The sequence below is a fragment of the Cryobacterium ruanii genome, from assembly GCF_004404055.1.
GTDB lineage: Bacteria > Actinomycetota > Actinomycetes > Actinomycetales > Microbacteriaceae > Cryobacterium > Cryobacterium ruanii.
The window spans coordinates 56,123-72,242 of sequence record NZ_SOHK01000023.1; the positions used below are offsets into that span (position 1 = coordinate 56,123).

General features: G+C 64.9%; 18 protein-coding genes. 7 read left to right on the top strand and 11 right to left on the bottom strand.

From position 1 onward, the window contains the following. Nucleotides 1–140: 140 nt before the first annotated feature. Nucleotides 141–1,118, bottom strand: coding sequence for a 4-hydroxy-tetrahydrodipicolinate synthase (dapA, locus tag E3T47_RS14450; RefSeq protein ID WP_134556751.1), 978 nt, complete (start codon nt 1,116–1,118; stop codon nt 141–143). A gap of 44 nt (nt 1,119–1,162) precedes the next feature. Beyond that, a complete protein-coding gene (gene thyX, locus E3T47_RS14455; RefSeq protein WP_241982295.1) occupies nt 1,163–1,873 on the bottom strand; it encodes an FAD-dependent thymidylate synthase in 711 nt (236 codons plus the stop codon). A 128-nt stretch (nt 1,874–2,001) separates the two neighbouring features. Here thyX and E3T47_RS14460 point away from each other — a divergent pair, with 128 nt between their 5' ends. The 4 genes from E3T47_RS14460 to E3T47_RS14475 all read left to right on the top strand — a co-directional run bounded on the left by E3T47_RS14460 (nt 2,002) and on the right by E3T47_RS14475 (nt 4,430). Beyond that, the gene (locus E3T47_RS14460) at nt 2,002–2,472 is read left to right on the top strand and encodes a TlpA family protein disulfide reductase (protein ID WP_134556753.1); all 471 of its coding nucleotides are present in this window, start codon (nt 2,002–2,004) and stop codon (nt 2,470–2,472) included. A 13-nt stretch (nt 2,473–2,485) separates the two neighbouring features. Next, a complete protein-coding gene (locus E3T47_RS14465; protein WP_241982289.1) occupies nt 2,486–2,944 on the top strand; it encodes a DUF4395 domain-containing protein in 459 nt (152 codons plus the stop codon). A gap of 154 nt (nt 2,945–3,098) precedes the next feature. After that, a complete protein-coding gene (locus E3T47_RS14470) occupies nt 3,099–3,530 on the top strand; it encodes an OsmC family peroxiredoxin (RefSeq protein ID WP_134556755.1) in 432 nt (143 codons plus the stop codon). Nucleotides 3,531–3,539: 9 nt separating this feature from the next. Continuing rightward, on the top strand, nt 3,540–4,430 hold the full coding sequence (locus tag E3T47_RS14475; RefSeq protein WP_134556756.1) for a TIGR01777 family oxidoreductase: 891 nt from the start codon (nt 3,540–3,542) through the stop codon (nt 4,428–4,430). A 12-nt stretch (nt 4,431–4,442) separates the two neighbouring features. Here E3T47_RS14475 and E3T47_RS14480 read toward each other — a convergent pair whose 3' ends face one another. The 4 genes from E3T47_RS14480 to E3T47_RS14495 all read right to left on the bottom strand — a co-directional run bounded on the left by E3T47_RS14480 (nt 4,443) and on the right by E3T47_RS14495 (nt 7,727). Next, the gene (locus E3T47_RS14480) at nt 4,443–4,886 is read right to left on the bottom strand and encodes a hypothetical protein (RefSeq protein ID WP_134556757.1); all 444 of its coding nucleotides are present in this window, start codon (nt 4,884–4,886) and stop codon (nt 4,443–4,445) included. Further along, nucleotides 4,883–5,650, bottom strand: coding sequence for a 4-hydroxy-tetrahydrodipicolinate reductase (gene dapB, locus E3T47_RS14485; protein ID WP_134556758.1), 768 nt, complete (start codon nt 5,648–5,650; stop codon nt 4,883–4,885). Before dapB ends, E3T47_RS14480 begins: the two co-directional genes overlap by 4 nt. 65 nt (nt 5,651–5,715) lie before the next feature. Then, a complete protein-coding gene (locus E3T47_RS14490; protein WP_134556832.1) occupies nt 5,716–6,318 on the bottom strand; it encodes a histidine phosphatase family protein in 603 nt (200 codons plus the stop codon). A gap of 65 nt (nt 6,319–6,383) precedes the next feature. Next, complete coding sequence (locus E3T47_RS14495; protein ID WP_134556759.1) at nt 6,384–7,727, bottom strand: M16 family metallopeptidase; 1,344 nt, start codon at nt 7,725–7,727, stop codon at nt 6,384–6,386. A 211-nt stretch (nt 7,728–7,938) separates the two neighbouring features. Here E3T47_RS14495 and E3T47_RS14500 point away from each other — a divergent pair, with 211 nt between their 5' ends. Beyond that, on the top strand, nt 7,939–8,529 hold the full coding sequence (locus tag E3T47_RS14500; RefSeq protein ID WP_134556760.1) for a TetR/AcrR family transcriptional regulator: 591 nt from the start codon (nt 7,939–7,941) through the stop codon (nt 8,527–8,529). 21 nt (nt 8,530–8,550) lie between these two features. On the opposite strand, the gene E3T47_RS14505 is transcribed toward E3T47_RS14500, so the two are convergent. Continuing rightward, nucleotides 8,551–9,570 carry an aldo/keto reductase gene (locus tag E3T47_RS14505; RefSeq protein WP_134556761.1) on the bottom strand — a complete coding sequence of 340 codons (1,020 nt, stop codon included), beginning with the start codon at nt 9,568–9,570 and terminating at the stop codon, nt 8,551–8,553. A 320-nt stretch (nt 9,571–9,890) separates the two neighbouring features. Here E3T47_RS14505 and E3T47_RS14510 point away from each other — a divergent pair, with 320 nt between their 5' ends. Continuing rightward, nucleotides 9,891–11,504, top strand: coding sequence for a peptide chain release factor 3 (locus tag E3T47_RS14510; protein WP_134556762.1), 1,614 nt, complete (start codon nt 9,891–9,893; stop codon nt 11,502–11,504). Nucleotides 11,505–11,574: 70 nt separating this feature from the next. Here the strand turns inward: E3T47_RS14510 and E3T47_RS14515 are convergent, their stop codons facing one another. Further along, nucleotides 11,575–13,260, bottom strand: a complete 1,686-nt coding sequence (locus E3T47_RS14515; RefSeq protein WP_134503157.1) for a ribonuclease J — start codon at nt 13,258–13,260, stop codon at nt 11,575–11,577. 291 nt (nt 13,261–13,551) lie between these two features. Next, the gene (locus E3T47_RS14520) at nt 13,552–13,776 is read right to left on the bottom strand and encodes a hypothetical protein (protein ID WP_134556763.1); all 225 of its coding nucleotides are present in this window, start codon (nt 13,774–13,776) and stop codon (nt 13,552–13,554) included. A 368-nt stretch (nt 13,777–14,144) separates the two neighbouring features. On the opposite strand from E3T47_RS14520, the gene E3T47_RS14525 reads away from it, so the two are divergent. Continuing rightward, nucleotides 14,145–14,648: a glutathione peroxidase gene (locus E3T47_RS14525; RefSeq protein ID WP_134556764.1), complete on the top strand. Its 504-nt coding sequence runs from the start codon at nt 14,145–14,147 to the stop codon at nt 14,646–14,648. Nucleotides 14,649–14,682: 34 nt separating this feature from the next. On the opposite strand, the gene E3T47_RS14530 is transcribed toward E3T47_RS14525, so the two are convergent. Then, a complete protein-coding gene (locus tag E3T47_RS14530; RefSeq protein WP_134556833.1) occupies nt 14,683–15,465 on the bottom strand; it encodes an HpcH/HpaI aldolase/citrate lyase family protein in 783 nt (260 codons plus the stop codon). Nucleotides 15,466–15,602: 137 nt separating this feature from the next. Beyond that, nucleotides 15,603–16,112 (bottom strand): MaoC family dehydratase, encoded by a 510-nt coding sequence (locus E3T47_RS14535; protein WP_134556765.1) that lies wholly within the window; start codon nt 16,110–16,112, stop codon nt 15,603–15,605. Nucleotides 16,113–16,120 lie beyond the last annotated feature (8 nt).

Sequence of the window (16,120 nt, forward strand, 5' to 3'; positions counted from 1 at the left end):
TATTTCAACCAGCGGAAAGGGATGTGTTGGCGTGTCGCTCACCGTGTATGGCGAGCTCGCGGCGCCTGTGGTGGTTCGTGGCCCCCTCAAAACGGGTGCCTCCGAACGTCAAGGAGTGTCGCGAGCACGCGAGCATCGGCTCAGCGGGTGGTGCCGGCGACCTTGGGCAGCGATCCGCCGGCGGCCGCGTTGCGGTCCGGGCGGAAGTTTGAGAAGTCGACGCCGGGGATATTCCTGACCAATGACAGCTCGTCTTCGATCTGTGCGGCTTCGGAGTCTTCCGGGCCGACCAGGGGCAGCCGCACCCGCGGGCTGCCGATGCGGCCGAGGCCGTGCAGAATGTACTTCACCGCGACGGTTCCGGGAACGTGGGTCATCACGGCGCGCACGAGCGGTTCCAGCTGCTGGTGGGCGGCGGTGGCGACCTTGAGGTCACCACGGTTGACGGCGTCGACCATCTGTCGGTATGGGGTCGCCGTGATGTTGCCGGTGACGCCGATCAGGCCGGTCGCGCCGATCGACAGGTGCGCCAGCACATTCGGGTCATCGCCGGAGAAGTACATAAGGTCGGTTTGGTTGAGCACCCGGCTCACCTGGGCGAAGTCGCCCTTGGCGTCCTTCATGGCAAGGATGTTGGGGTGTTTGGCCGCACGCAGGATGGTCTCGTAGGCGATCGCGACACCGGTGCGTCCCGGGATGTCGTACAGAATCACGGGGAGATCCGTGGCATCGGCGATCATGCGGAAATGCGTAAGGATGCCGGCCTGAGTTGGCTTGTTGTAGTACGGGGTGACGATCATGTTGCCGTCGGCGCCGGCTTTCTCGCTCTGCCGGGCGAGCTGCATTGCGTGGGCGGTCTCGTTGGAGCCGCCGCCGGTGATGATCTTAGCCCGGCCGTTCGCGACCGACTTGCCGACCTCGACCAAACGGATCTTCTCCGGGTCGGTCAGGGTGCTCGTTTCCCCGGTCGTGCCCGTGACGACGATGCCATCGGCACCGGCGTTGATGACGTCGTCGATGTGCTTCTCCACCCCGGCCCAGTCCACTTCGCCATCAAAGGTAAACGGGGTGACCAGCGCGACCAGCACCTGGCCAAAGGGATTCGTAGAGGTAGACACGAGGTACAGGTTATCGCTTCCCCGTCCCCGCCCCGCATACCCGGTTACGGCGAGACTCGACCGTTCTGATTGAAGGCGTCGTAGGTGAGAGGCATGAGCTTCTCGAAGTGGGTCTCCATCTGCTCGGCGCACATTTCGATCTCGCGCTGCGGGAACGACGGGAACGAGGAGTCCTCGCGTTTGGTGCGCAGGCTGAGGAAGTTCATTAGCGAGCGAGCGTTGAGCGTGACATACATCGAGGAATAGATGTTGAGCGGCAGCACAATGCGGGCGACTTCACGGGCTACGCCGGCTTCGAGCATCCGTTGATATGCCTCGTAGGCGTGAATCGCGGCGGCGCGGGTCTGCTGCTGCACGAGCGCGGTCTGCTCGGCCGAGCCGGGCAGAAATTCGTAGGCGCCCGGCTTGCCGACCTGCACGAGGTTGCGCTCGGCGGACGGCACGTAGAACACCGGGCCCAGTTCCCGGTACCGACCGGACTCTTCGTTGTAGGAGGCGATGCGATGCCGCATGAACTCGCGGAACACAAAGATGGGCGCGCGCACGTAGAACGTCATTGAATTGTGTTCGAACGGTGAGCCGTGCCGGTCGCGCATCAGGTAGTTGATCAGCCCGCGGTCACGCTTCTCGTCGACCTCGCTCGCGGAGCCGTCGAGCTGGCTCTGCTTCAGGGTCTGCTCCCCCAGGGTAGACACCCGGGCGGCAAACAGTACATCGGAGTCGTGGGCGCTCGAACGCACCAACTCCACGGTCATCTCAGATCGAAACTCAATTTCAGACACCGCCTCAGGCTAGCCGGTCTGTCGGCCGGCCTGCCCTTGCGCGCCCGTAATCTCTCGTCATACTCCCCCGACGTGTTCCTCGCCCGCGTAACGTCAATACCATGAATTCACTCGAAGCGATCGGACTGCTGTTCGCCCTGTTGGCTGCGACGACCGTTCTTGGCTTGGTCTGGCGGGCTCGACAGGGGCGAGTGGCCTCGGTGAGCGGCGTCACAATCACGCCAGCGGATGTCGCCTCGCCGACCGCGTTCGGTCCAGCTGCCACCCTGCTCCAATTTTCGACCGAGTTGTGCGCCCGCTGCCCGGGTACGCGCCGGCTTCTGGCCGCTGTGGCCGAGCAGCGCCCCGGGGTTGTGCACGTTGACGTGGATCTCACCCATCGTGCCGATCTCGCCAATCGGTACGCCGTTTTGCAAACCCCGACGACCTTGATTCTGGACGGGTCGGGTCGGGTGCGGGCCCGCGTGGGCGGCGCGCCGAATCGGGTCGACATCAACGCGACGCTCGATGCGGTCACGCAGAACTCCAACATCCGCACTCCCACCGAAACGCCAGGGGCCTCTTATGTCTAGGACACCGCGCCCTATGCTCGATCCGCGCGGGCCCCGCTTTGGCGCAGGCCTCACGGGCGTGCTGTTGCTCGTGGTGGTGTTTCTCGCGCTCACCGGGGCATCCGCCGCCGCACTGGCCCTTCTGGCCGTGATCACCGCGCTCTTCGCGTGGGGTGCGTTGGCCGGCGCCGGTCGGCATCCGTACGGCGTTCTCTTCAAAAAGTTCGTGCGGCCGCGCCTCGCGCCGCCGACGGAGCTCGAAGACGCTGCCCCGCCCACCTTCGCGCAGGGCGTCGGCCTGGCCGTGACCCTCGTCGGCCTCGTTCTGGGACTGGTAGGAGTGCCCGGCGCTGTTGGAATCGCTGCGGCCGCCGCGTTCGCCGCTGCCTTTCTGAACGCGGTCTTCGACTACTGCCTCGGCTGCCAGATCTACCTGCTGCTCCTGCGCTTCGGCGTGCTCAACCGGGGTGGCAGAACGGTCGAGAACGTCTGAGCCGCTTGCCCCGACCCGAACGGGACACGCCCCGTACGTCGGATCTCGCGCTACCCTAACGTGTCGGCTGGCTCTCAGGTAATTCCCAGACGGTAGGCGTTCGCGGTGCAGGTCGGACGGTTAGGGTGGAGTTCAATCACCTGGAGGTAACAACATGCCCACGACGCTCACGAGTGAAGCAACCTCAGTATGGACCGGCGATCTTCCCACCGGCACCGGCACCGTCACCCTCGATTCCTCGCACGCCGCCGAGTTCTCGGTGAACTGGAAGGCACGCGCTGAGGGCGTGTCGAACACGACCAACCCAGAGGAACTGCTCGGCGCCGCCCACGCCGCCTGCTTCGCGATGGCACTCGCTAACGCACTCGGTTCGGCCGGCCACACTCCGGAGAGCATCCAGGCCACCGCCGCCGTGACTTTTGCGGCCGGCACCGGCGTTATCGGAAGCCACCTGCTGGTCAGTGCCAAGATCCCCGGCCTGACCGAAGCCGAGTTCGAGGTGTTCGCCCAGGATGCCAAGGAAAACTGCCCGATCTCTAAAGCACTCGCGGGCATCCCCATCACCATCGAAGCAGAGCTCGCTTAGGGCACCGGCGTGCGCGTTCTGATTGCCGGCGCGTCCGGCCTCATCGGCCGGGAACTCATCCGGCAGTTGGCCGCGGCCGGCCACACTCCCGTGCGACTGGTGCGGCGGGAAGCCCTGGGCAAGATCGAGTTTCGGTGGGACCCGGCCGCACACGCCCTGGATGCGCACGTACTCGATGACGTCGACGCTGTCGTAAACCTGTCGGGGGCCTCCCTCGCGCGGCTTCCGTGGACGGAGGGTTATCGCAAAGAAATCCTGAGTTCTCGCCTGGCGGCTACCCGCACGATTACCGGTGCACTGAGCAGGGCGGCTACACCGCCGACCGTTCTGCTCAACGGCTCCGCGGTGGGGGTCTACGGTGATCGCCCCGGGGAGATCCTGAGCGAGACATCCGCTGTGGGAACCGATTTTCTCGCCGACGTCGTCGTGCAGTGGGAGGCGGCGGCTGCGCTCGCGCCTCACCCGACCCGGGTGGTGATGCTACGCACCGGCCTCGTGCTCGCCAAGGGCGGGGCGCTGAAACCGGTACTGCCGCTCGCCAAACTCGGCCTGGCCGGACCGCTCGGCAGCGGGTCCCAGCACTGGGCCTGGGTGAGCCTGCACGACGAAGCCGCAGCCATAGTGCACTTGCTGACCTCAACGTTGTCCGGACCGGTCAACCTGGTCGGGCCGACTCCGGCAACGTCCAACGACATCATCCGTGGACTCGCCACCGCACTGCACCGGCCATTCGTTCTCCCGGTCCCGAAGGCGATCCTGACACTCGTGTTGCAGGATGCCGCCCGCCAGTTGCTGCTGGCCGACCAGCAGGTCAGCGCCCAAAAGCTGCTCGACGACGGCTTCGAGTTCTTTCATCGCACGCCGGCCACCGCGATCGCCTGGATGCTGCGCCAGCCGTAGCCGACCGTCCGACTACTTCGGGGTGCGCTCGAGGGCGATCGCGGTGCGAATGGCGCCACGGGCTCGCTTGCGGTCGCCGGAAGCATCGTAGGCGAGACCGAGACGCAGCCAGGCGTGCCAGTTCTCCGGTTCGGCTTCAACCCCGGCCTGCGCCGCCGGAAACTGCTCATCGGCGGCGTCCCGGTACGGACGACCACTCGGACGTAGGGGTAAATCAGCGCCGGAAAGCCCGCCGAGGTCGTCGAGTTGGCGCACCAACCGTTCCGAGCGGATTCCGAACGCAACCTCTCGCGCGAGCGCCCAGAAACCGATCAGCGGCAGGATGAGCAGTGCGAGCCCGATAGCGATACCGACCGGCTCACCGCTTTGAATGAAGAGTACGGCGCGCACACCAACCAGCACGAGGTAGAAGACGAGCAGGGCTGCCATGACGACGACGGCGATCTTGCCCTTCATTTAGAGGCTCCCTCGCTGGAAGTGGGGGCACCGAATCCTAGGTCAACGACCTGGTCGAGGCCGACCGTCACTCCCGTGGCCGTTCGCGCGGCAGCGAGACACAGCAAAATCCCGCTCTCGTAAGCGCTCGGCGACAGCGTGTTGTGGCTGATCGTGAGCGTCTCCCCGGTACCGCCCAAAAAAACGTCCTGACGGGCCAGCAGGCCGGACAGGCGCAGGCTGTGCACGGGCACGCTCGAGACCTGCTGGCCGCGGGCACGCTGGTCGGTGTGCGGTGCCGCAACGGGGCCCAGTTCGGCGCGCGCCCGGCCGATCATTTCGGCGGTGCGCACGGCCGTGCCCGACGGTGAATCGACCTTGGAGGGCTGATGCGCTTCGACGATTTCGATGGAGTCATAGAACCGTGCGGCGAGGGCCGCGAACGCCGTTGCGAGCACCGACCCGATCGAGAAGTTCGGAATGATGACGACGCCGGTATCGTCGCGCCCGTACAGGCGGCTGCTGAGCGAGTCGATGCCGTCCTGGCTCCAGCCGGAGGTACCGACCAGCACCCGCAAACCGTTCTCCGTCGCAAAGTCGACGACACCGCGGCTCACGTCGGGCCGGGTCAGGTCGACGGCGATCTCGGCCCCGAGCATCTCGCTCAGTTCGCTGTGGGAGTCGAGTCTGGCGACGACTTCATACCCGTCGGTTCGGTCGATCAAGTCGGAGACCAGGCGGCCCATCTTGCCCGTTGCGCCAATGATGGCCACCGTCGTTGTCATGAAACCAATCTACCAATTGATCGCCCCATCACCCGCCCACGCCCGAGCGCTGAGGACATGACCGCCTAGAACATCAACGGTTCGGGCAGCCCGGTGCGCAGCTCTACCGGCAGGTGGCCGAGATCGTTGTGGGTGACGAGCGTCCATGGTCGCCCCGGCTTTTGCTGCAGCACCGTCAACCCGCAATTGGCCTGGTTGATGCCGACCCACCGCCAGTCCGGGGCCCCAAGAACCTCGCGCACGAACCAGGCGATCACGAAATTGTGGGTGATCAGCAGGTCGTGCCGTTGGCTGCGACGAGGCTGCAGAAATTCGGCAACAGCGTCTTCCATCTGCGCACGTCCCGCAGCGATCTCATCGTCGGTGACCGAGCCGAAGAATGGGTCGTAGGCCGACGGTGTCTCGGCAGCCCGGCCGGAGGGTATGCAGTCGAATAGCAGAGCCGACGGCTCGCTCTGCACCGCCGGCAGCCGTCCCCCCATGATCTCGGCGGTTTCGGCGGCGCGCTGCAGCGGCGAATGCCAGGCACCCGTGAATGGAACTCCGCTGAGGCGATCGGCGATCAGCAGAGCCTGGCGCTTGCCGCGCGGCGACAGCGGGCCGTCATGCAAGCCGTGTTCGGCATCCTGCTGCTCGCCGTGGCGTATCAGATAGACGTACTGGGGCATCATTGTCCATTTCGAAGATCGGGAGCCCGGCTGGGCCGGTTAGTGCAGAAGCAGGTGGCAGCCGGTCAGCCAGGGAAGATCGCCGCGAACGCGTCGTCCTCGAGGGCTCCGACGGCGGCGATCGACACCGGACCGCTGACGAGCTCGCCGGCGAGCGCCTGCACGTCGGCCGCAGTGACGAGCGCGAGGCGCCGCAGGGCTTCGTCGAGGTCAGCGAACTCGCCGAGGGTAATTTCGGAGCGGCCCAGCCGGGACATACGGGTGTCCGAGTCTTCGAGTGCGAGAGCGGATGCCCCACTCAACTGTCCAGACGCCCGCTTCATCTCGTCGGCGGTCACCCCGCCATCGGCAAGCCGGCGCAGTTCGCTGAGCATGAGCTCGGCAACCTGGCCGGCCTTGGCCGGAGTGCACCCGGCATACATACCAAACAGGCCGGCGTCTGAGTAGCCGGGCGCGAACGAATACACGGAGTAGGCCAGGCCGCGCTTCTCCCGCACTTCCTGAAACAGGCGACTCGACATACCCCCGCCGAAGATGGAGGTGAGTACGCTCATCGCAACGCGGCGGTCATCAGTCGCCAACAGGCCGGGCATGCCGAGCAGCAGATTCGCCTGCTCCAGCGGGCGTTTGACGATGGTCAGGGCCTGGCCCTGGTGAATCTGGGCTGGCGCACCGCCACGACGACCGACCGGAGTCTGGGCGATGCTGAGGTCCCAGCCGGCGCGTTCGAGGGCCCGGGTAACGGCGGCGAGGAGCCCATCGTGGTCGACGGCACCGGCAACAGTGACGACGAGGTCCTGAGGTCGATAGTTGGCCTGGTAGTGCTCCCACACGGCCGTGCGGGTGGCGCCCCGAATGTCGTCTGCGCTGCCGCCGATCGGGCGGCCGAGCGGATGCCTACCGAGCACGGCTTCGAAGAACCGCTCATTGGCGACGTCGGACGGGTCGTCATCGGCCATGGCGAGTTCCTCGAGAATAACGCCGCGCTCGGTTTCGAACTCATCGGCATCCAGTTTTGAGGAGGTAAGCATGTCGGTGAGCACGTCGATCGCCATGCCAAGGTCGCGGTCCTGCACCTTGGCGTAGTAACAGGTGTATTCCTTGGCGGTCATGGCGTTGTGCTCGCCGCCGACCGCGTCGAACGAGATTGCTATGTCGAGGGCCGACCGCGTTGCCGTTCCCTTGAACAGCAGGTGCTCGAGAAAGTGTGTGGAGCCGAAATGGCCCGGCTGTTCGTCACGCGACCCGACGGCGACCCAATAGCCAATGGTGACGCTGCGTGCACCCGGAACCTGCTCGCTGAGAATGCGCACGCCGCTCGGTAGAACGGTGCGACGCACGAGGGCATCGCCGGCGGCCCGAAACGAAAGTTCGGCCTGGTCTAGGGGAAAGTCGACTGCACCGTTCATATCATTCATCAGCTTACAAGACCCGATCAGGACGACCATTGCGGGCGCGCCCACCGGTGAGTTACCCCCAGTTTGGCCGGAATGGCTCGTGCAGCCGGTTACGACAGACTGGTCTGTCTAGGGTGTGTTACAGTCTGGATGACGATCGGGGAAAACCCCGGATTGGTGCTCATCTGGGGTTGATTACTCGCCCTCAACTAAGGAGTGCCGCATGACCACGCTGACAGCTGAGGCCGTTCGCCCGGCGACGCACGCGAAAGTGCGCATCCTTGCCACGGCCGACCGCCTGTTCTACACCGAGGGTGTGCACACCGTGGGTGTGGATCGCATCATCAGCGAATCCAAGGTCACCAAAGCGACCTTCTACAAGTACTACCGCTCGAAAGATGCCCTCATCGTCGTGTACCTGCAGGGCCGGGACCGGCTCGCCCGTGATTTTCTCGCGAGCCTCGACACCCGCTTCGATACTCCCGAGCAGCGCCTGCGTGCCGTCGTCACCGAGATCTCAGCCCAGGTCATTCGGGAAGGGTTTCACGGCTGCCCATTCATCAACGCGGCCGCCCAGTTCACCGACCCTGCCCACCCCGTGCGTCAGGCGGTAGCCACCCACCGTGACTGGTACGGCCGGTCGATCGAGGACATGTTCCGGGGTATGGGCCACGCTCGGCCCGGCGACGCCGCCGACGATTTCTTTCTCGCCAGGGACGGCGCCTTCGCCGGTGCCAACCTCGGCGATCCGATCGGCGCCCACACCGCCCTGCTGCGCGCTATCCAGCGTGTGCTCGACGAGTCAGGCGATTAGCGCACTCGCCCAGGTGCCGAGTCAACTGGCCGACACCCGGTCGAGGTCGAGCAGGTCGTTACGGCCGAGACGGATTGCCGCCGCCGCGACCAGGGACTGCACCTGGTCCGCCCGGCCAGCACCGGCCACCGGCGCCACCACGTCGGGCCGGGCGAGCAGCCAGGCGAGGGCAATCGATGCTGGAGCCGCCTCCTGCGCGGCGGCGATGCGGTCGACCACAGCGAGCACCCGCAGCGAGCGACGGTTGAGGTAGACCGCGGCGAGCTGCCCGCGTGCGGTGCCGGCGGCGTCCGTTTTGGTGCGAAAAGCGCCGGCCAGAAAACCGTGCGCCAACGCGAAACCGGGCATCACGGCGAGGTGTTGGGCGCGGGCCACGACGGCGACGTCTTTTTCAAGCTCGGCACGGTGCACCAGATTGTAGGGGGTTTCGACGGCGACGAACTTGGGCAGGCCGAGGGCGGAGAGCACCCGTGCCTGCATGAGCCGTTCCGCTGAGAAATTGCTGGCACCGAGGTAACGCACCTTGCCAGCGCGAACGAGGGCGTCAACAGCAACCAGGCTCTCTTCGAGGGCGACGGTTTTGTCGTCGAAGTGAAAGTAGAGCAGGTCGATGTAGTCGGTTCCCAGCCGCACGAGGCTGGCTTCGACGGCGGCCACGATGCTTCGTTGAGTCAGCCCGGGATTGTCGAGATTGCGGCCGATCTTGGTGGCAATCACAGTCTCGGTGCGTGCATCGCGCGAACGCAGCCAAGACCCGATGATCACTTCACTGCGCCCCGCGGCAAAACTGTCGGCGGTGTCGAGAAAATTGCCCCCGAGGCTGTGGTGAGCGTCGAGAATAGCGTGGGAGGCTTCACCGGTCGCGGTCCAGCCGAAGGCATTGCATCCCAAGGCCAGCGGATGCACGCGCAGGTCGGTTCCCGGAATCTGGCGACGAAGCGCACCAGCACTGATCGTTGTGTCGGCCGGCGCTGTCTCGACCGAGTCGACACGGCCGATCGACAGCGCATCGAGTGAAGACGAGACAGCCTGTCGGGTCATAGTGTGCTCCTCCCGGCGGTTCTGCCGGGCAGTCGCGTCTGCCCGGTTTTTCATTCGTGAACTGCTCTTGGCCCGACCTTAGGCGAGGCCACCGACATTTCCGGGCGGCACGCTAAACCGTTACCAAAACGTATGTCGGTTGCGGCCAAACAGGGGTGGGATGACTGGCCGAATGTCGGTACGCGCCCGATTTGTTAGACTGGCTGTTGCGCGAAAAACGGGCCGAGTGTGCAGGTGCACATCCGCCCCGGGCCGCCGGCTGCCGAATCTCCTGATCGTTGGCTAGGTATCCTGCCCGAATCAGCCGCAGGAAAGCAGCCATGACCACCGTCGCCGACGTGCCCAACCCCCAGGTTCCCCGTGAGGCTCGCCGACGCCGCACCTTCGCCGTGATCTCCCACCCCGACGCGGGCAAGTCCACCCTGACCGAAGCCCTCCTGCTGCACGCGCGCGCGATCACCACGGCCGGCGCCACACATGGTAAGGCCGGTCGCAGCGGCACCGTCTCCGACTGGATGGAGATGGAGAAGGCCCGCGGCATCTCGGTGACGAGCGCCGCAATCCAGTTCGAGTACCACGACGCCGTGATCAACCTCGTCGACACTCCCGGCCACGCCGACTTCTCCGAGGACACCTTTCGAGTGCTCTCCGCAGTGGATGCCGCGGTGATGCTCGTCGACGCCGCCAAGGGGCTCGAGCCGCAGACCATGAAGCTGTTCGCGGTCTGTAAGCAGCGCGGGCTACCTGTCATTACCGTCATCAACAAGTGGGACCGCCCCGGCGACACTCCCCTCGCCCTGATGGATGAGATCCAGACCCGTACCGGCCTGCTGCCGACCCCGCTGAACTGGCCGGTCGGTGAGGCCGGCGACCTGCGCGGTGTGCTCGATCGCCGTTCCGGCGACTTTTTGCGCTACACCCGCACAGCCGGCGGTGCGACCGTGGCCGAATCGGTGCGGCTGGCTGCGGCCGACGCGGCACGCGAGGAGGGCCCGGCGTGGGCATCCGCTGTCGAAGAATCAGAGTTGCTCGACGCGGAATCGCAAAATCATGACTCCGAATTGTTCCTCGATGGGCAGACCACCCCGGTGCTGTTCTGTGCCGCCGTGGCCAACTTCGGGGTGCAGCAGCTACTCGACACCCTGGTCGAATTCGCGCCGCCGGCCGAAGCCCGCATGGATATCGACGGCAACCCGCGCAAGGTCACCTCGCCGTTTTCCGGTTTCGTATTCAAGGTTCAGTCCGGCATGAACTCGGCGCACCGCGACCACGTGGCCTTCGTGCGCGTATGCTCGGGCGAATTCCGCCGCGGCATGATCGTCACCCACGCCGCCACGGGCCGCCCCTTCGCCACCAAGTACGCCCAACAGCTGTTCGGCAAGGAACGCACCGTCACCGACCAGGCCTGGCCCGGCGACATCGTCGGGCTGGTGAACGCGTCGGCACTGCGCGTGGGCGACTCGATCTTCGAAGACGAACGGGTTGAGTTTCCGCCGCTGCCGTTGTTCTCCCCCGAACACTTTCGGGCCATTCGCCCGGTCGACAGCAGCAAGCACAAACAATTTCGCCGCGGCATCGACCAGCTTGACCACGAAGGCGTCATCCAGGTGATGCGCTCAGAGGTGCGTGGTGAGCAGGCTCCGGTGCTCGGCGCTGTCGGCCCGATGCAGTTCGAGGTTGTTGAGGACCGCATGGTGCACGACTTTCACGCGGACATTCGCATGGAGGCGCTCCCCTACCAGGTGGCCCGCAAGACCGACAAGGAGAGCGCGCTCGTGCTCACCGGGACCCGCCAGGTCGAGGTTTTCACCCGCTCCGACGGTACGCTGCTCGCACTGTTCAGCACCCCGTGGCGGTTACAGGCGATCGCCAAGGAGAACCCGAAGCTTGTGCTGATCGACATTGCGAACGCTACTGCCGACGACTTCATGTAGCTGGTGCGATGAACGTAAAAGGCCGCATCCTCGTGGAGGATGCGGCCTTTTACGTGGCTGTCGGTGCTGGTTAAGCGTCGACGACTACGGAGGTGATGACCGGGCTGCGACGGTACTTGCGATTCATCCAGCGGCTCACGGACTGCGTGAACAGGTCTTCGAGCTCAGCGCCGTCGACGATCTTGATGCGGTTCGCGGCCTTCATAGCCTCATCGATGACCTTGGTCGCCCCCTTGACCCATTCGTCGTCGTGCACGAATCCGCGGGCAAGGAACTCCACCGGCTCGGAGAGAGTGCCGGTCTTGGCGTTGAGAATTCCGAGGATGGTGATGGTGCCATCTTCGGCGAGCTTGCGACGGTCTTCCATCGCGGCAGTGGATGCGCCACCGACGGTCATCCCATCGACGAAGATGTAATCGGCGACGACACGGCCGGTGACCTTGGCGTGGCCGTCGACGAGGTCCACGACGACGCCGTCTTCGACGACGATGACGTTCTCTTCGGGAACACCGGTCGCGATGGCGAGATCGGCGTTGGCGGTGAGGTGGCGCCATTCACCGTGGATCGGCATGACGTTGACCGGCTTGACAATGTTGTAGCAGTAGACGAGCTCGCCGGCGCTCGCGTGACCGGAGACGTGCACCTTGGCGTTGCCCTTGTGCACGACGTTCGCGCCCCAACGGATCAGGCCGTTGATGACGCGGTAGATAGAGTTCTCGTTGCCGGGGATCAGCGAGCTCGCGAGCAGCACAGTGTCGCCCTCGCCGATTTTGATGACGTGCTCACGGTTGGCCATGCGCGAGAGAGCGGCCATCGGCTCACCCTGCGAGCCGGTGCAGATGAGAACGACCTTGTCGTCCTTCATACGCTCGAGCGCCTTCATGTCGACGAGCAGGCCCTTGGGAATATTGAGATAGCCGAGCTCGCTCGCGATGCCCATGTTTCGTACCATGGAGCGGCCGACGAAGGCCACCTTGCGGTTGTGCTTGACAGCAGCGTCGATGACCTGCTGGATGCGGTGCACGTGGCTGGCGAAGCTCGACACGATGATTCGGCGCGGGGAGGTACGGAACACGGTGTCGATCGCCGGTCCGATGTCCTTCTCGGCGGTGGTGAAGCCGGGAACCTCGGCGTTGGTCGAGTCCGTCATGAACAGGTCGACGCCCTCTTCGGCCAGGCGGGCGAAGGCGCCGAGGTCGGTGAGGCGCTTGTCGAGCGGGAACTGGTCCATCTTGAAGTCACCGGTGGCGAGCACGAGGCCGGCTTCGGTGCGGATCGCGATGGCGAGGCCATCCGGGATGGAGTGGTTCACGGCGATGAACTCGAGGTCGAACTGGCCGATGGTGCGGCGCTCACCCTCCTTCACCTCGATGAAGTTCTGGCTCAGACGGTGCTCCTGCAACTTGGCGGCGAGGAAGGCGAGGGTGAGCTTGGAGCCGACCACGGGAATATCACCGCGTTCCTTGAGCAGGTACGGGACGGCGCCGATGTGGTCTTCGTGGCCGTGGGTGAGCACGATGGCCTCGATGTCCTGCAGGCGGTCGCGGATGGCGGTGAAGTCGGGCAGGATCACGTTGATGCCGGGCTGGTTGTCCTCGGGGAAGAGAACGCCGCAGTCGATGATGAGCAGCTTTCCCTTGTGCTCGAAGACGGTCATGTTGCGGCCGATCTCGCCGAGACCTCCGAGCGGGATGATGCGCATGCCGCGCGCCGGCAATGCCGGCGGAGTGCTCAGGTCGAGGTAGTGGTTATTCATGAATCTCATTTCGTTGTCTGCGGTACTGCATGTCCAGGTGTGTGGGGACCGGGCACGGGCATGTCAAGCCTGCGAGGAAAACTCAGGGGGCTTCAGCGCGCATGCGCGTACGTCGTGTCGTACTTGGCGGGCAAGCAAAATACCGGCCAGATACCTCTTCAGTGTACCGGCGCGTCGGCGACCGTCGTTTCGGTGCCGCCGGTGCGACGCGCAGAAACAGCAAAAAAGGGACTCCGCTGGGCGGAGTCCCTCTCAGGTCTGTCGATTCCGGCGCGGCCGGAACGTGCTGGCTCAGGCTGCCGCGGCCAAGTGCCTGCTGTCGGCCACCTGTGACGGCGCGACGCGACGCGAGGTCACCGAGGTCACGGTGGCACGCGACACGTACTCACCGGCGTCGAGGTGCTGCGCGGTTCCGCTGACGTAGCCGCTGCCGGTGACCGCACGCCGTGCGGTGTTGGAGATGTATTCGTTGGGCAGGTTGATGCTCTGCGTGGTGTGCGATACGTAAGAATTCATGATGCTCCTGGTGCGATCTAGTGATGACGGATGCCGACCGGGGGCCAGAGCAATGACGAGACACAGACCATCCGAATGTCTGCAGGAAGCGACGTGCACTTCATGACTGACTGGTTCGAGTGAGCTGGGGTGTTGGCCCGTTCGGCGGGAAATGCGCTGCGCCGCGCGGGAAGAGAAACCCGGATCCTCTAATGGACCACCATGATTTCTGAACTGTTCTAATGGTAGGTGAAATTGTCACCGATTTGGGGGAAACGCACCTTCTACACAGGTAGTGTGCAGCTAGACATCGTGCAGCTGGACAGGCATCGTGCAGCTGGACAGGCATCGTGCAGCCAGCTCGGAGATTCGATCGATACGTTCTTCGAATGACTGCTTCCGCGCTGTACGACATTCCCCTCACTCTTATCGATGGAACCAAAACCACTGTCGGCGCTTTTGAGGGCAAAGCGATACTCGTCGTCAACGTGGCATCGAAGTGCGGCTTCACCCCGCAGTACGCAGGACTCGAAGCGCTTTACCAGCGTTACGCCGACAAGGGGCTGGTCGTGCTGGGACTACCGAGCAACCAGTTCATGGGTCAGGAGCCCGGTACCGAAGACGACATTGCGGCATTCTGCGGGATGACTTATGGGGTGACCTTTCCAATGACAGCCAAGGTCGATGTGCGGGGTAAGCACCAGCATCCGCTCTATGCAGAGCTGACGAAGTTCAAGCAGGGACTGTTCCCCGGTTTGATCAAGTGGAACTTCGAAAAGTTTCTGGTGACACCAGCCGGTGTGATCGTGGACCGCTTCTCCTCGTCGGTGGAGCCGGAGTCGCAGGAGATCGTTGACGCGATCGAGAAGGTTCTGGCCGACGAGGCCGCCTGACCCCCTGGCGCGATCGAGAGTTCACAAGGCTGGCTTAGCGGGCTGCTCGGCGCAATACAGCCTCGGCGTGACGCAGCACGGGGCCGTCGATCATGCGGCCGTCATGTTGGAAGACGCCGCGGGCACTCGCGGCGGCCTCGAGCAGTCCGAGGGCATAGTCCACTTCGGCGGCGGACGGTTGGTATGCGGCACGAATGACGGCGACTTGGTCGGGGTGGATGCAGGCGGTGGCGGTGAAGCCGCTCGCGACGGCATCAGCGGCCTCATTGTGCAAACCTGCCGTGTCGGTGATATCTAGGTGCACGGTGTCGATGGTGGCCTTATCGTGGGCACCGGCTGCGAGCAGCACCAGTGAGCGGGCCTGGCGCGCGACGTCACGATAGCGTCCGTCGGCGAATCGGCTGGAGGTGCCGCCGAGGGACGCGACGAGGTCTTCGGCGCCCCACATGAGCGCGACGACGTTGCGTGCCGCGGCAATCTCGGTCGCCGAGATCACGCCCGCGGCGGTCTCGCACAGCGCAATCACCCGATATTCCCCGAGTCGTTCGACCTGATTGGCGCTGACGGTTTTGGCGAGCATGACGTCGCGGTACTCCGTGCGCTCGAGCGCGGCCAGGTCGTGCGCGAAATCATCGCTGTCGGCCGGATTGATGCGCACGATCGTGCGGGCCGGGTCCAGCGGATTCTCGATCAGCGCCCGCCGCGCCGCCGCCCGGTCGGCGGGCGCGACGGCGTCTTCGAGGTCGAGGATGACCCCATCGGCGCGCTCTGTTGCCTTCGCGAAACGCTCCGGCCGGTCGGCCGGGCAGAACAACAGGGCCGGACCGAGGGTAAACGGTGCCGGTGTGAACGGGCTGAGCCCGGCAGGACTGTCATCGAAGGCATCGAGGCCGGCCGGATCACCAAATTCGTCAAAGTCGCCCTGCTCAAACGGGTCACCATCGAAGGGGCCGCTCACTGGGCAGCGCCAAGGCACCAGACCAGCACCGCGCGCACGGCCGTACCGACGACGACTCCGTGCTGGTTGCGCCCGGTGTGCTCGAGCGTGACGATGCCCTGACCCGAACGACTCGTCGACAGCCGTTTGTCGGTGACGATGGTCTCGGAGTAGAGGGTGTCACCGTGGTGAAGCGGATGCGGAAACGTCACGGCAGAAAACCCCAGGTTGGCTACGATCGTGCCCTGGGTCAGCTGCGCGACCGAGCTGCCGACCATGGTCGAGAGGGTGAACATGGAATTGACCAGGCGTTCGCCGAACGGCTGGGCGGCCGACCACGCCGCATCGAGGTGCAGGGCCTGGGTATTCATGGTCATCGTCGTGAAGAAAACGTTGTCGGCCTCGGTCACGGTGCGGCCTGGCCGGTGCTGGTACAGAGCCGAGAGGTCGAATTCCTCAAAGTAAAGTCCGCGCTGTAGGGCCGGGCGTCGCTTCCCCGCTGCGGGCGTGTCTGGGGTATCGGGCATCCGCTTCT

Bases quoted from the DNA above. Each gene is read 5' to 3' on its own strand.
- E3T47_RS14490 (WP_134556832.1), bottom strand. From the start codon at position 6,318: ATGCCCCAGTACGTCTATCTGATACGCCACGGCGAGCAGCAGGATGCC.
- E3T47_RS14535 (WP_134556765.1), bottom strand. From the start codon at position 16,112: ATGCCCGATACCCCAGACACGCCCGCAGCGGGGAAGCGACGCCCGGCC.
- E3T47_RS14480 (WP_134556757.1), bottom strand. From the start codon at position 4,886: ATGAAGGGCAAGATCGCCGTCGTCGTCATGGCAGCCCTGCTCGTCTTC.
- E3T47_RS14520 (WP_134556763.1), bottom strand. From the start codon at position 13,776: ATGAATTCTTACGTATCGCACACCACGCAGAGCATCAACCTGCCCAAC.
- dapB (WP_134556758.1), bottom strand. From the start codon at position 5,650: ATGACAACGACGGTGGCCATCATTGGCGCAACGGGCAAGATGGGCCGC.
- E3T47_RS14510 (WP_134556762.1), top strand. From the start codon at position 9,891: ATGACCACCGTCGCCGACGTGCCCAACCCCCAGGTTCCCCGTGAGGCT.
- E3T47_RS14515 (WP_134503157.1), bottom strand. From the start codon at position 13,260: ATGAATAACCACTACCTCGACCTGAGCACTCCGCCGGCATTGCCGGCG.
- E3T47_RS14525 (WP_134556764.1), top strand. From the start codon at position 14,145: ATGACTGCTTCCGCGCTGTACGACATTCCCCTCACTCTTATCGATGGA.
- thyX (WP_241982295.1), bottom strand. From the start codon at position 1,873: ATGACCGTGGAGTTGGTGCGTTCGAGCGCCCACGACTCCGATGTACTG.
- E3T47_RS14470 (WP_134556755.1), top strand. From the start codon at position 3,099: ATGCCCACGACGCTCACGAGTGAAGCAACCTCAGTATGGACCGGCGAT.
- E3T47_RS14465 (WP_241982289.1), top strand. From the start codon at position 2,486: ATGCTCGATCCGCGCGGGCCCCGCTTTGGCGCAGGCCTCACGGGCGTG.
- E3T47_RS14460 (WP_134556753.1), top strand. From the start codon at position 2,002: ATGAATTCACTCGAAGCGATCGGACTGCTGTTCGCCCTGTTGGCTGCG.
- E3T47_RS14500 (WP_134556760.1), top strand. From the start codon at position 7,939: ATGACCACGCTGACAGCTGAGGCCGTTCGCCCGGCGACGCACGCGAAA.
- E3T47_RS14505 (WP_134556761.1), bottom strand. From the start codon at position 9,570: ATGACCCGACAGGCTGTCTCGTCTTCACTCGATGCGCTGTCGATCGGC.
- E3T47_RS14495 (WP_134556759.1), bottom strand. From the start codon at position 7,727: ATGAACGGTGCAGTCGACTTTCCCCTAGACCAGGCCGAACTTTCGTTT.